The organism is Geomonas subterranea (genome assembly GCF_019063845.1).
Lineage (GTDB): Bacteria > Desulfobacterota > Desulfuromonadia > Geobacterales > Geobacteraceae > Geomonas > Geomonas subterranea.
Map to the genome: position 1 here is coordinate 649,220 of NZ_CP077683.1, position 13,032 is coordinate 662,251.

The 13,032-nt window shown below is 61.4% G+C and carries 11 protein-coding genes; 7 read left to right on the forward strand and 4 right to left on the reverse strand.

Translation table 11 applies throughout. The features are described 5' to 3' along the window. The first annotated feature begins 85 nt into the window (after nucleotides 1-85). From accC to KP001_RS02845, 3 genes are all read left to right on the forward strand, one after another. A complete protein-coding gene (gene accC / locus KP001_RS02835; RefSeq protein ID WP_217288081.1) occupies nucleotides 86-1,426 on the forward strand; it encodes an acetyl-CoA carboxylase biotin carboxylase subunit in 1,341 nt (446 codons plus the stop codon). Between the two features lie 3 nt (nucleotides 1,427-1,429). After that, on the forward strand, nucleotides 1,430-1,819 hold the full coding sequence (gcvH, locus tag KP001_RS02840) for a glycine cleavage system protein GcvH (RefSeq protein WP_217288082.1): 390 nt from the start codon (nucleotides 1,430-1,432) through the stop codon (nucleotides 1,817-1,819). A 228-nt stretch (nucleotides 1,820-2,047) separates the two neighbouring features. Continuing rightward, nucleotides 2,048-2,869, forward strand: a complete 822-nt coding sequence (locus tag KP001_RS02845) for a menaquinone biosynthetic enzyme MqnA/MqnD family protein (RefSeq protein ID WP_217288083.1) — start codon at nucleotides 2,048-2,050, stop codon at nucleotides 2,867-2,869. Nucleotides 2,870-3,149: 280 nt separating this feature from the next. Here KP001_RS02845 and KP001_RS02850 read toward each other — a convergent pair whose 3' ends face one another. Both KP001_RS02850 and KP001_RS02855 read right to left on the reverse strand, forming a co-directional pair. Then, nucleotides 3,150-3,608 (reverse strand): NUDIX domain-containing protein, encoded by a 459-nt coding sequence (locus KP001_RS02850; protein ID WP_217288084.1) that lies wholly within the window; start codon nucleotides 3,606-3,608, stop codon nucleotides 3,150-3,152. Between the two features lie 84 nt (nucleotides 3,609-3,692). After that, complete coding sequence (locus KP001_RS02855; protein WP_217288085.1) at nucleotides 3,693-3,986, reverse strand: PxxKW family cysteine-rich protein; 294 nt, start codon at nucleotides 3,984-3,986, stop codon at nucleotides 3,693-3,695. A 235-nt stretch (nucleotides 3,987-4,221) separates the two neighbouring features. On the opposite strand from KP001_RS02855, the gene KP001_RS02860 reads away from it, so the two are divergent. The 3 genes from KP001_RS02860 (at nucleotide 4,222) to nifS (ending at nucleotide 8,168) form a co-directional block, all read left to right on the forward strand. Continuing rightward, nucleotides 4,222-5,646, forward strand: a complete 1,425-nt coding sequence (locus tag KP001_RS02860; protein ID WP_217288086.1) for a phosphoglucomutase/phosphomannomutase family protein — start codon at nucleotides 4,222-4,224, stop codon at nucleotides 5,644-5,646. A 495-nt stretch (nucleotides 5,647-6,141) separates the two neighbouring features. Beyond that, nucleotides 6,142-7,002 (forward strand): Fe-S cluster assembly protein NifU, encoded by an 861-nt coding sequence (gene nifU, locus KP001_RS02865; protein ID WP_217288087.1) that lies wholly within the window; start codon nucleotides 6,142-6,144, stop codon nucleotides 7,000-7,002. Then, a complete protein-coding gene (nifS, locus tag KP001_RS02870) occupies nucleotides 6,999-8,168 on the forward strand; it encodes a cysteine desulfurase NifS (RefSeq protein ID WP_217288088.1) in 1,170 nt (389 codons plus the stop codon). The genes nifU and nifS overlap by 4 nt, the downstream gene beginning before the upstream one ends. A gap of 208 nt (nucleotides 8,169-8,376) precedes the next feature. Here nifS and KP001_RS02875 read toward each other — a convergent pair whose 3' ends face one another. Continuing rightward, nucleotides 8,377-8,610: an RH3 domain-containing protein gene (locus KP001_RS02875; RefSeq protein ID WP_217288089.1), complete on the reverse strand. Its 234-nt coding sequence runs from the start codon at nucleotides 8,608-8,610 to the stop codon at nucleotides 8,377-8,379. 94 nt (nucleotides 8,611-8,704) lie between these two features. Between KP001_RS02875 and modF the strand changes: the two genes are divergently transcribed. Continuing rightward, nucleotides 8,705-10,186: a molybdate ABC transporter ATP-binding protein ModF gene (gene modF / locus KP001_RS02880; protein WP_239027871.1), complete on the forward strand. Its 1,482-nt coding sequence runs from the start codon at nucleotides 8,705-8,707 to the stop codon at nucleotides 10,184-10,186. A 149-nt stretch (nucleotides 10,187-10,335) separates the two neighbouring features. Here modF and KP001_RS22175 read toward each other — a convergent pair whose 3' ends face one another. Further along, complete coding sequence (locus tag KP001_RS22175; protein WP_275423344.1) at nucleotides 10,336-13,029, reverse strand: Lhr family helicase; 2,694 nt, start codon at nucleotides 13,027-13,029, stop codon at nucleotides 10,336-10,338. Between the last annotated feature and the right edge of the window lie 3 nt (nucleotides 13,030-13,032).

Genomic DNA, 13,032 nt, shown 5'->3' on the forward strand with positions numbered 1-13,032 from the left:
AGATCAAGATAAAGATTAAGGGCGCGGAGACGTTGTTTCAGTCTCAACCTTAACCTCAACCTCAACCTGTTTTTCGGAGACATCGATGTTCCATAAAATTCTTATCGCCAACCGGGGGGAGATCGCCCTCCGGATCATCAGGACCTGCAAGGAGATGGGGATCAAGACGGTCGCCGTCTACTCCACCGCCGACGCCGAGTCGCTGCACGTGAAACTCGCCGACGAGAGCGTCTGCATCGGTCCGGCTCCCAGCCTCTCCAGCTACCTGAACATCAACGCCATCATCTCCGCGGCGGAACTTACCGATGCGGAGGCGATCCACCCCGGCTACGGCTTCCTGTCGGAAAACCCGAGGTTCGCGGAGATCTGCGAGAAGTGCGGTATCACCTTCATCGGCCCCACCGCCGAGAGCATGCGCATCATGGGCGACAAGATCTCCGCCCGCCAGGCGGTCATCAAGGTCGGCGTGCCCATCCTTCCCGGCACCAAGGAAGGGGTTCACGACGTCACCGAGGCGATCAAGGTCGCCAAGGAGATCGGCTTCCCGGTCATCATCAAGGCGACGGCAGGCGGCGGCGGGCGCGGCATGAAGATCGTGCACTCCCCGGCGGCCCTCCCCAACGCGTTCATGACCGCGAGGACCGAGGCGCAGACCGGCTTCGGCAACCCGGAAGTCTACATCGAGCGCTACTGCGAGAACCCGCGCCACGTCGAGATCCAGGTCCTGGCCGACAAGCACGGCAACGTGATCCACCTGGGCGAGCGTGACTGCTCCATCCAGCGTCGTCACCAGAAGGTGATCGAGGAGGCTCCCTCCACCGTCACCACCCCTGAGCTCAGGAAGGCGATGGGCGAGGCCGCGGTCGCCGCGGCCAAGGCCGTCAACTACAACAGCGTGGGGACCATGGAGTTCCTGGTCGACAAGAACAACAACTTCTACTTCATGGAGATGAACACCCGCGTGCAGGTGGAGCACCCGGTGACCGAGATGATCACCGGCGTCGACATCGTGAAGGAGCAGATCCGCTCCGCTTACGGCGAAAAGCTCCGCTACACCCAGGATGACATCAAGATCAAGGGGCACTCCATCGAGTGCCGCATCAACGCCGAGGACTCGGTGAAGTTCACCCCGTGCCCCGGCAAGATCACCGACCACCACACCCCGGGCGGGCTCGGCGTCCGCGTCGACTCCTTCGTGTACACCAACTACACCGTCGTGCCACACTACGATTCCCTGATCGCCAAGCTCATCGTGCACGCCGACACCAGGGAAGAGGCCATCAAGCGCATGGCACGCGCCCTGGACGAGTACATCGTGGACGGCATCAAGACCACCATCCCGTTCCACAAGCGGATCATGGCCAACAAAGACTTCATAGAAGGGAACATAGACACCGGCTTCATCGAAAGGCTGGTACTGGAGTAAGCTATGGACTTTCCAGAAGAGCTTAAATACAGCAAAGAGCACCTGTGGGTTCGCGTCGAGGGTGACCGTGCCGTAATCGGGGTCACCGACTACGCGCAGGCGGAGTTGGGCAACGTCACCTCGGTCGAGCTCCCGGAGCCGGGCGACGAGCTGGAGCAGGACGATTCGTTCGGCTCCATCGAGGCGAGAAAAACGGTGGCCGACCTCTACGCGCCGCTTTCGGGCACCGTGCTCGAGGTCAACACCGAGCTCGGCACCGCGCCGGAGTTCGTCAACGACGATCCCTACGACGCCGGCTGGCTGGTCGTCATCGAGATGGCCGATTCGGAGGAGCTGAACCTTCTCATGTCCGCCGAGCTGTACGAGGACACCGTCTCCGTTTCCGAAGAATAACCGTTACCTGTTCGAGATATACCTGAAAAGGCGAGAGTTCCTCTCGCCTTTTCCTTTTCCGATCAGCTACTATCTTCCACGAGTACCCTCTCCCTCCGGGAGAGGGTGCCCGAAGGGCGGGTGAGGGCGCTGCCGGCTGCAGTTAATCCCTCACCCTGCCCCTCTCCCAGAGGGAGAGGGGATGTCAATCAAACCTTTTTTGCCTCAGCCTCATCCCGGAGTTTTGTCGTGACCATCAACATAGGACATATCAAGTACGCTAACTGCACTCCCATATTCACCGCTCTCGCTTCCCATTTCGACTGCACCGGGTACCGCTTCGTGGACGGTGTCCCGGCGCGTCTGAACGCCATGCTGCGCGCCGGCGAGATCGACCTCAGCCCCTCCTCCTCGATCGAGTACGCCATGGCGCACGAGCAGTATTGTCTGCTCCCCGAGCTCTCCATCAGCGCCATCGGTCCGGTGAAGAGCGTGTTTCTTTTCTCCAAAGTTCCCGTGGAGGAGCTGGACGGCGCCCCCATCGGGCTTACCGCGGAATCGGATACTTCGGTAAACCTCCTCAAGGTGCTGCTGGGGAGGAAATATGGCTTCAGCAACGCTTTCGAGCGGACCACGCTGCCGCTCACCCGGGCGCTGGAGCAGTTTCCCGGCCTGCTGCTGATCGGTGACGCCGCCCTGAAAGGGGCCGCTTCAGGTTCCGGGTTCTTCTGTTACGACCTGGGGCAGCTCTGGCACGAGTTCACCGGGCTCCCCTTCGTCTTTGCTCTCTGGATTGTGCGGCGCGAGGCGGCGCTGGAGAAGCGCGCCGAACTGGAGGCGCTGGCCCGTGACCTGGTGGCGGCGAAGAAGCTCGCCTACGCGAGCTATGCCGAGATCGCGGCGAACTGCGAGGAGCGCGCCTGGCTCAGCGAGGAGGCGCTGGTGGATTACTGGCAGACCATCTCGTACGAGCTGACCGACGCGCACCTTGAAGGCGCGCGGCTCTTCTTCCGGCACGCCTTCGAGATGGGGCTCATCCCGAGCCTGCCGGAGTTGCGTTTTTTCGAGTAAGGGGGGAGGTGGAGACCAAAAAGGGGAACCGGAGGTTAGCGCACCTTTTTGCGTCTCAAACCTGGGGCGGTGACGTTTTCGAATTCTTTTTGTGCGGGAATTTCACCTGAGGTGTGTTTAAAATATCTTTCCACGTGTTGAACGCAACTCACTTCGTTTCAAACCGATGTCACTGAAGTTTTCGCATTCTTCTTGCGCGATAACTTCACTTCAGGTGTGTTTGAAAAAATCTATTCGCGTTTTGAACGCACTTCTTTTCGTCTCAACCGTTTTCCGTCGTTCAAATCTCTCCAGCTTCTTTTTTTCTGCGGTAGTCGGACAGAATCCGGGCGTGGTCGAAGCAGAGCGGTTGGGGTAGGGCGTCGATGGGGAAGATGGCGAAGGCTGCCGCGTCGTCGCCAGCCTTGGGGGTGCCCGTAGCCTTTGCGACGTAAACGGTCGAGATGTTGTGGCTGCGTTTGTCGCGGGCCGGATCGGAGTAGCATCCCAACAGCCTCAAATCCTTTTCCTCCAGAACGACCGCAATCTCTTCCTCCATCTCCCGTACGGCCGCATGTTCCAGCGTTTCCCCGTAATCGACGAAGCCGCCGGGTATGGCCCATCCTAGCGGCTCGTTCTTGCGCTCGATTAGCACGATCCCGTCCGGGAGTTCGACGATCACGTCCACGGTGGGGAGCGGATTCTTATACTCTTTCACCTTGGCCCCGCAAGCGGGGCAGGCCAGAAAATCAAATGGCATCGCACACCTCCGGTGAATTCAGGGGTAAAAAAAAGGGAGGACCTGAGTCCTCCCTTCTTAAGGTACAACAAATTGCCTTGTGTGCTACTTTTTCTTCTTGGCGCCTGCGGCTTTCTTGGAAGCTTTGAGCGGGTTGATCTTGGCGTCTTCGGTCTTGAGCTCGACCTTGACGTGGGTAGCGAAGTTGCAGATACCGCCGACCCACTTCTTCTCGGGGGCCGGGTATGCGCTGCAAACCTTCCCGATGGAGCCGTCTACGACCCTGTCACAACCTTCGCAGTTCTCCACGATCAGCTGGCAGGAACCTTCGGTGAATACACAACCCTGTTTACCCCAGAAAGTGCACTCGGCACCAGGAAGTACGGTTTGACATTGCATGTTTAAGCCTCCTCAATTGCTTCGTAATCGGTTGATAAAGGACACTCTACCAATTTCGAAAGAAAAATGTCAACCCACTTTTTTCGCTAAAACTTGACTCTCCCCGATGACTGGATTAATCTCTAGTAATTATTGTATCGGGTCGATCGGCGCTACTGTTTTCGCTATTTTAGACATCGCAAAACCGGGAAGAGCCAGATTCAGGCGACCTTACTATTACATTCGTGGAGGGATTATGCAGCGGATCACTTTCGGCACTTCCGGCTGGCGCGGCATCTTGTGTGAAGACTTCATCTTTGAGAATGTTAAGGTAGTGACCCAAGCCATCGCGGACCACGTTAAGAGTAACGGAGAGGGGGGCAAGGGTATCATCGTCGGGTACGACTCCCGTTTCATGGGCGAGGCCTTCGCAAAGGAGGCGGCCCGCGTCCTCACCGGCTCCGGCATCACCACCTTCCTCTGTGTGCGCGACACCCCCACCCCCGTGATTTCCTTCGAGATTCTCCGGCGCGGGGTCGCTGGCGCCATCAACTTCACCGCCAGCCATAACCCGCCGGAGTATAACGGCATCAAGTTCTCCCCCTCCTGGGGCGGCCCCGCCTTGCCGCAGACCACCAATGACATCGAGCGCCGCGCCAACGAGATGCTGGGGGAGATCTGCTATAACGAGTGCTCCATCGACGAGGCCATGAAGAAAGGGCTTCTGGTCGAGATCGATCCCATGCAGGATTACCTCGACGACCTGGCCAAGAAAGTGGACTTCGCAGCCATCGCCAAACTCGGCACCATCGCGGTCAACCCGCTCTACGGCACGGCACGCGGTTATCTCGCCGAGCCGCTCAAGGCGCACGGTGTGAATGTGGTGCAGATGAACGCCAACCGCGACCCCTACTTCGGCGGCTTCCCTCCGGAGCCGAGCGAGAAGTATATCCAGGATTTCATCAAGCTGGTTCAGCAGGACCCCGAAATCGCCCTCGGTATCGCCACCGACGGCGACGCGGACCGCTTCGGCATCGTGGACGGCGACGGCTCCTTCATCGAGCCCAACTACATCATAGCGCTGCTGCTCGACTACCTGGTCCGGGTCAAGGGGATGAAGGGGGGCGTCGGGCGTTCGGTTGCCACCTCGCATCTGGTTGATGCGGTCGCCAAGATGCACGACGTGAAGGTTTACGAGACCCCCGTCGGCTTCAAGTACATCGGCGAACTGATCGCCCAGGACAAGATCATCATCGGAGGAGAGGAAAGCGCCGGGCTCACCATCAAGGGACACGTTCCCGAAAAGGATGGCATTCTCGCGTGCCTGCTGGTCGCCGAGATGGTGGCTCACGAAGGGATGCCGGTCAAGGCGCTCCTGGAACGGCTGTACGATAAGGTGGGACGTTACCTTACCAAGAGGGTCAACCTCACCCTTTCTCCCGAGCTGGAAGAGATTTTCCCGGACCGGATCGCCGCGACACCCGCCAGTTTCGCCGGCGTTGCGGTCAAGGAGAAGATCACCATCGACGGCAACAAGTTCATCCTTGAAGACGGCAGCTGGCTGTTGTTCCGCAAGTCCGGGACCGAGCCGGTGGTACGCCTGTACTGCGAGGCATCCAGCGAGGAGCGCCTGCAGGCGCTGACGGAAGCGGGGCGCGAATTCATACTCGGCAAGGGGTGACAGCACAAATACCCCCCGTCCCCCCTTCGCAAAGGCTGTATTGGGACGGTGTTGGTATCCTGCGGACCTTTCTGGGGAGAGAGGGTGCGCGGCAGAAGGGAAGGGCTCTGAGACGGGAACCCGAATGAACCTCCTCCTCCAACGGGACGCAGTTGCGCGCACGGCTTTCAGCCTGCCGGTGACTGCGTCCCATTTTATTACAGGTGCTCTTTTGTGTGGCAGTTGACGGTCACGTTGCCGGCACCGTCGATGAAGTACCGGCAATAGTCACTGACTCGCACAGCAGAACTTTTTTCGCATATTCCCGCAGTTATCGCTTCGTGATTGCCTTTCGCTCCGGGCGGTTCGAAAGCGGAGCGGGAATTGCAGTTTCTGCCGGAAACGCTACGGAAATTCCGGTACCCTACCGCGCCGCTGTGATTTATGCTCGTTTTGGGGTTGTCCTTTGTGCAACCTTTGCGCTATGATAACCGGACTAATTAGAAGGGAGGGTCTATGTGGGACTACACCGATAAAGTAAAAGAACATTTCCTCAACCCCAGGAACGTGGGCGAGATAACGGATGCTGATGCGGTCGGCGAGGTTGGCAGCCTGGCCTGCGGCGATGCCCTTAAGCTGTTTATAAAGCTGGACGAGAACAAGGAGCGCATCGTCGACGCCAAATTCCAGACCTTCGGCTGCGGCAGCGCCATCGCTTCGTCTTCGGCCCTGACCGAGATGGTGAAGGGCAAGACCCTGGACGAGGCGCTCGAGATCACCAACCAGCAGATCGCCGACTTCCTGGGCGGCCTTCCGGAAGAGAAGATGCACTGCTCGGTCATGGGGCAGGAAGCGCTGGAAGTCGCCATCGCCAAGTACCGCGGCGTCGAGGCGCCGGCGCATGGCCACGGCCATGACCACGTCGAGACCGAGGGTGAATTGGTCTGCAAATGCTTCGGCCTGACCGACGTCTTCCTGAAGAAGGTCATCGCCTCCAACAAGCTGACCACCGCCGAGCAGGTCACCCACTTCACCAAGGCTGGCGGCGCCTGCGGCGGCTGCATCCCGAAGATCAAGGAGCTGATCGCCGAGGTGATGGGCGAAGAGAAGAAGGCGGCTGCCGAGAAGCCGACGAAACTGACCAACCTCAGGAAGATGCAGCTGATCCAGGAGACCCTGGAGAACGAGGTCCGTCCGCAGCTTTGGGCTGACGGCGGCGACCTCGAACTGATCGACATCGACGGCTCCAACGTCCAGGTCGCCTTCAGGAAGGCCTGCGCCGGTTGCGCCTCCTCCGGCTACACCGCCAAATTCGTCGAGCAGAAGCTGCGTGAACTGGTTTCCCCCGACATCACGGTACAGGAGGTTCAGGGATGAGAGAGATCTATCTTGACAACAACGCCACCACCAAGGTGGACGAGCGGGTTTTCGAGGAGATGCGTCCCTACTTCTGCGAGCTGTACGGCAACCCGAGTTCCATGCACTTCTTCGGCGGCCAGGTGCAAAAGAAGGTGGACGAGGCCCGCGCCCGCGTCGCCTCGCTTCTGGGCGCCCTGCCGGACGAGATCGTGTTCACCGCCTGCGGCACCGAGAGCGACAACGCCGCGATCCGCTCGGCGCTGGAGGTCTTCCCGGAGAAGCGCCACATCATCACCAGCCGCGTCGAGCACCCGGCGGTGCTGACCCAGTGCCGCAACCTCTCCAAGCGCGGCTACCGTGTCACCGAACTGAACGTGGACGGTAACGGGCAGCTCGACCTGGCCGAGCTGGAGAAGCTGGTCGATGAGGATACCGCGATCGTCTCGCTCATGTACGCCAACAACGAGACCGGCGTCATCTTCCCCATCGAGGAAGCGGCCAAAATCGTCAAGAAGAAGGGCGCCCTGTTCCACACCGACGCGGTGCAGGCGGTCGGCAAGATCCCGCTGAACATGGCGGATTCCGCCATCGACATGCTCTCCCTTTCCGGGCACAAGCTGCACGCCCCCAAGGGGGTCGGCGTCCTCTACGTGCGGCGCGGCACGCCGTTCCGCCCGATGCTGGTCGGCGGCCACCAGGAGCGCGGGCGCAGGGCCGGCACCGAGAATACCGCCTCCATCATCGCCATGGGCAAGGCCTGTCAGCTGGCCGAGCAGTACATGGCGGACGAGGCGGGGCGCGTGCGGGAGATGCGTGACCGTCTGGAGCGCGAGCTGACCGCACTGATCCCCAACACCAGGATCAACGGCGGCGGCACCGAGCGTCTTCCCAACACCCTCTCCATCGCCATGGAGTTCGTGGAAGGGGAGGGGATACTGCTCCTTCTCTCCGAGAAGGGGATCTGCGCCTCCTCCGGCAGCGCCTGCACCTCCGGTTCGCTGGAGCCGTCCCACGTGCTGCGCGCCATGGGCGTACCCTTCACCTGCGCTCACGGCTCCATCCGCTTCTCGCTGTCCCGGTTCACCACCGATGACGATATCAACGCGGTCATCGAGGCGTTGCCGCCCATCATCTCGCGCCTGCGCGCGATGTCCCCGTTTGGGCGCGAGTTCCTGAACAAGTAATAACCTCTGCCGCATCAGGGCAGAAGAAGCCAAAGAAAAGGGGTGAGCACGTCGTGCTCACCCCTTGTTTGTTGGATATAGCTCTAATATCGACAATTTTCCCTCGGGTAGGGGTGGGGGAGATGTCAGCTAGCATTTTTTTTGCTGTGCCGGGTTCACCCACCCCCCTGCCACCTCCCGTCAAGGGAGGGGGAGGTTGGACGGACGGTCATTGGTTCAGGGGTACCTTCAACTCTTTGAACAAACACTCGTATGTCACCAGCGGTTCGTTGACCCGTTCTTGAAAAGCTGCCAAATCCTCGGCGTCCTCGGCAAGGGTCTTGCGGACGGCATCGTTCACGAGATCGGAAACGGAACGCGATGTTTCCAAGGCCTTGTGCTGCAGCGCCCGATGCATGGCAGGGGCAAGGTAAATAGGTGTTCTTTTTGTTAGTGCGCTCATGTCTTTACCTCCGCGCCGAGCATAACGCAGTGACGCTATGGCGTCAACGGAGCCGTTGGGAGGCATTATTCCGCTTAAGCTAAAGGGAAATAAAGTGGTCGAAATCATTTTGGACAAGGTAAAAGCAAGGATCACGGAACTGAGGTCCCTGGAAGAGATAACGATGCAGATCAACCCCGGCGAGCATTGGGCCGTGGTCGGGGCGAACGGGTCGGGGAAATCGGCCTTGGGAAAACTCCTCTGCAACGACCTGCCGGTCACCTCCGGCACCAGCCGTATCCCGGCCCGGTCGGGGTTTGTCTCTTTCGAGAAGATCGATGAGATCCTGGAAAGGGAGCGCTACAACGACGACTCCGACTTCCTCGGTTACGTGACCGAAGGAACCCGCGTCGACCGGTTCATCCTCGCCGGGACCGACGCCGACGAGGCGCGACTGGTCGAACTGGCACGGGAGCTGGGCTTCGCCAGGATCCTGGAGCGCGGCATCAAGTTTCTCTCCACGGGTGAGATGCGCAAAACCCTCATCTGCAGGGCACTGTTGCAGGAACCGGAACTCCTGGTATTGGACGAGCCGTTTGATGGGCTGGACCGTGAATCATCCGACGTGCTGCGCCAACTGATCAGCCGCTGCATCGAACGCGGCATCCAGGTGGTGCTGCTTTTGAACCGCTTCAGCGAGATCATGCCGGAAACGACCCACATCGCCTACCTCCAGGAGTGCCGCATCCTCAGGTCCGGAACCAGGGAGGAGATGCTGGGATCGGAGGCGTTGCGCCGGTTCCACGCGTTCCACTACACCCTGCCGGACACCCTCCCCGAGATCGACACGGCGCGCAGCGCGCCGCCGCTCGTTCCGGAGCAGCCGCTTATCGAGATGAAGGACGTGACGGTGCGCTACGGTGAGAAGTGCGTGCTAAACGGCGTCAACTGGACGGTAAAAGCCGGGGAACACTGGAAGATCAGCGGCCCCAACGGCTCGGGTAAGTCGACGCTCTTGAGCCTGATCAGCGGCGACAACCCGCAGGCCTACGCCAACGACATCAGCCTGTTCGGCCGCAGGAAAGGTAGCGGGGAGAGCGTCTGGGACATCAAGAAGCGGATCGGCCTGGTCTCCACTTCCCTGCAGCAGGAGTACCGGGTCGGCGGGACGGTGAAGGTCGTGGTGATCTCCGGGATGTACGATTCCATCGGCATGTATTCCCAGTACACCCTGCACCAGCAGGAGATCGCGCTGGAATGGCTCAAGCTGCTGCACATGGACCACAGAAGGGATCACGCCTTTCGTGATCTCTCCTACGGGGAACAGAGGCTCGTGCTCCTGGCCCGCGCCATGGTGAAACAGCCGGACCTTTTGATCCTGGACGAGCCGTGCCAGGGGCTGGACGATGTGAACCGGGAAATGGTGCTGAAACTGATCGATCACCTGGGACGCAACGGCAACACCCAGATCCTCTACGTGAACCACCACGCCGAGGACCGGATCCCCTGCATCGACAACAGCATGGAACTGGTGCCGGCGGACGGGGGCGGGTTCACCGCGGCGATCACCTCGCAAGCAACCTCAGAGGAACTGTAGGCTTCCCCCCCGCCAAGGTTCCCCTCGCCCTCCGGGAGAGGGGCAGGGGTGAGGGCGTTGCAAAAGGCAACCAACTGGCTTCGTGGCATCTCCCTCACCCGCCCTGCGGGCACCCTCTCCCGGAGGGCGAGGGGGAGGAGGATAGGGCGCTACGGGTACTGCCGCCAGTATTCCAAGCCGGAGTAGGATTCCTGGAAACCGAAGCGCCTGAGCGCCCCGGCGTACGGCGATTCCTTGGCCGGTTCGCCGTTGATCCGTTCCACGGTGATGCGCTTCAGCGGGTTGAAGTCGCGCCCGACCAGGGTTCTGAAGAGGGAAAAGTAGCTATCCAGCTGGGGATGGTCGGCTTCAGCCCTGAACTCCAGCTCCTTGCCGTAGCGTCTCGAGATGAGGACCAGGTCCGTGCCGTGGTAGACCAGATGGGTCGACGGGATGCGGGAAGGGAGTGCCGCGCGCAGCCCCTCCACTCCGCTGCCGCACAGCGAGGCGGGATCGGCAGCGTTGAGCCAGAAGACGGCGTCCTGGGGCAGGCCACGCTCCAACATCCGGTACGCCTCCTGCGAGACGAACTGCAGCCCGGGAAGTCCGGCGAAAAAGTTGCCAGAAAGCAGTTCGCCGGACATCTCCATGATGCGCAGGGTCCTGAACAGGCGGCTCCACTGCAGGGAGGGGAGTTCCCGCATCAAAAGCTCCCTGAACAGGATGCCGTATCGTTCCAGCAGCACGCGCACGCGATCCTTGTTCCTTTCCTCCTTTTCCAAGGCATCGGTTTCCGTTTGCGGTCCCGGCAGAAGGAACCAGTTGCCCGGACCTTCCTGGGCGCGCTCCCACCGGCTGCCGGGGAGCCGTCGCGGATGCCGTCCGTGCACCGGATGCCGGAGGTGTCCCGAATCCCCCTGCGGCAGCTCGAAGCGGTTCAGGATCCCCTTGCGCACCGCGATGAATGAATCGTTGGTCGCCTCTCCCCTCCACGCCTCCCGCCAAAGTTCCGTGGTCGCCGTTGCCGCCGTGACTCCCGCTATGGAGCAGATCGCGCCCAGGTTGTAGTGCCCCCGGTGATCCGGAATGAGTGAGGGGCGCCCGGACACCGTTTCCACCGTATCGCTTTCCTCCCGCTCCCGAAACAGGTCGAGATCTTCGGGGAAGGCGAACGAGAGCCTCTTGGGTCCGCAGCCGAACCAGAGCAGGTCGCTGCTCTGCATCAGGCCGTCCAGCCAGGCGCCAAGGTAGGGTGCCAGGCGGGCCGGAAGAACATCCTCCTCCCAAAGACCCACCGGAAGTGGCGCCCCGAGCAGCTGCTCGAGCCTGTCCCGCAGATCGTCCGGGGTGCTGCCTGGGGTCGCGATCCCCTGGAATTGCGCCAGGAACAGCGGGAGCTGGGCCAGTTCCAGCGCCTGGAAGACGGGTCTTCTCGACCTGCGCAGCATCCGCAGCAGCGCCTCCAGGTTCACCGCGTCGCACACCTGCGGCTGCGCCGTGCCCGCGGTGAACTGGTCAACCGTGACCACCCCTGTTTCCTCCAGGGTCTGCAACGCGTCGCGCAGCAGGTCGTCGTTCAGGCCGAGGGTGCACTGCAACAGGGCGACGTCCATGGGGCCGTAGTATCCAAGCCACCTGCCCAGAAACCTTGCCGGTGCAGATTCTTCATCCTCACCGGCGTCACCGGCACCTTTTGCATGCTGCCACAGCCTGTCGAGCGATTCCCGCAGCGCTCCGGGCAGTTGCTGACGCTCAGGGAGGGTGAAGATCCCAATTTCTTCCCGGCTTCGTCCCAAGGCCTCTGCCGTCTCCGGAATCATCTCCAGCGCCGCGACCAGCGGAGTCCCGGAGGCGGGGAACTCCACGAGGACGAGGCGCTGCGCCACCTGCGGCAGCAACTCCTCTTCCCCCAGGCCGCCGTCACGTGCCGCCGCCTGCAGCAGCTCCAGCCACTCCGGGAACGGAACCAGCAACCTCTCCTTGACCCAGTCGATCAGCTCGCGGGGCGAGTCGGGGGCGTACCCCGGTGCCAGCCGCTGCCGTTTCTCCTGAAACTGGCGCACCAGCTCCGGTGGAAGATGCGGGCGCAGATGCGGGGAGAGCGCCAGTTCTTTCAGGAAGTCGCTGCCCAGGGCGGATCTCCGCCCGCCCCCCAGGGTGTCGTCCTCGTAGACGTACTTGTTGGTCTGCTGCCAGATCAGCCCCTGCGCGAAGGGAGAGGCCTGTTTGGTTTGCACCCGGGTGACCGCGATGGTGCCGTCCTGGATCTCCTCCACGAGCCGCTTCAGGTTCACCAGGTCGAAGTCATCCTTCAACGCCGAGCGCCAGGTCTCCAGCAGAACCGGGAAATCGCGGTAACGCATCACGGAGGCCAAGAGCTTCTTGGAACGGAGACGGTTCAGCCACAGCGGCATCCTCCTCTTGAAGTTGCTCCGCGAAAGTAGCAGCGCGCGTCCAGCGTTCTCACGGAAGCGGGCCCCGAAGTAGCCGGTCCCCTCCAGCGACTCCCTGAGCAGGGGCTCGATGTTGTCGGAGGTGACCATCTCGAGTATCTCGTCCACCTGGTCCATTTCGTGGGGGAGCAGCAGCGCGATGCCGTCGTTGTTGTAGAAGGCCTGCAGCGGATAGCCGTAGCGCCGCTCCCACGCGGCGGTGAGCGCGAAGGTGAAGGGGCGGTTCACGGCGTTGCCCCAAAGGGTGTGCAGGATGATCTGCGCGGTCTCCGCACCGCCGACGGGATCCCGGAACTGTTCCACCAGCAGGTGATGGCGGTGGGGGAGGGGGGCGCGGGTTGCTTCCCTTTGCAGCTTCAGGTAACTCTCCAGCGCCTGCGCCGCCCCCTGGTCCATGAAGTGGCGGCGCATCAG

Bases quoted from the DNA above. Each gene is read 5' to 3' on its own strand.
- accC (WP_217288081.1), top strand. From the start codon at position 86: ATGTTCCATAAAATTCTTATCGCCAACCGGGGGGAGATCGCCCTCCGG.
- gcvH (WP_217288082.1), top strand. From the start codon at position 1,430: ATGGACTTTCCAGAAGAGCTTAAATACAGCAAAGAGCACCTGTGGGTT.
- KP001_RS02850 (WP_217288084.1), bottom strand. From the start codon at position 3,608: ATGCCATTTGATTTTCTGGCCTGCCCCGCTTGCGGGGCCAAGGTGAAA.
- KP001_RS02855 (WP_217288085.1), bottom strand. From the start codon at position 3,986: ATGCAATGTCAAACCGTACTTCCTGGTGCCGAGTGCACTTTCTGGGGT.
- KP001_RS02860 (WP_217288086.1), top strand. From the start codon at position 4,222: ATGCAGCGGATCACTTTCGGCACTTCCGGCTGGCGCGGCATCTTGTGT.
- nifU (WP_217288087.1), top strand. From the start codon at position 6,142: ATGTGGGACTACACCGATAAAGTAAAAGAACATTTCCTCAACCCCAGG.
- nifS (WP_217288088.1), top strand. From the start codon at position 6,999: ATGAGAGAGATCTATCTTGACAACAACGCCACCACCAAGGTGGACGAG.
- KP001_RS02875 (WP_217288089.1), bottom strand. From the start codon at position 8,610: ATGAGCGCACTAACAAAAAGAACACCTATTTACCTTGCCCCTGCCATG.
- KP001_RS22175 (WP_275423344.1), bottom strand. From the start codon at position 13,029: ATGCGCCGCCACTTCATGGACCAGGGGGCGGCGCAGGCGCTGGAGAGT.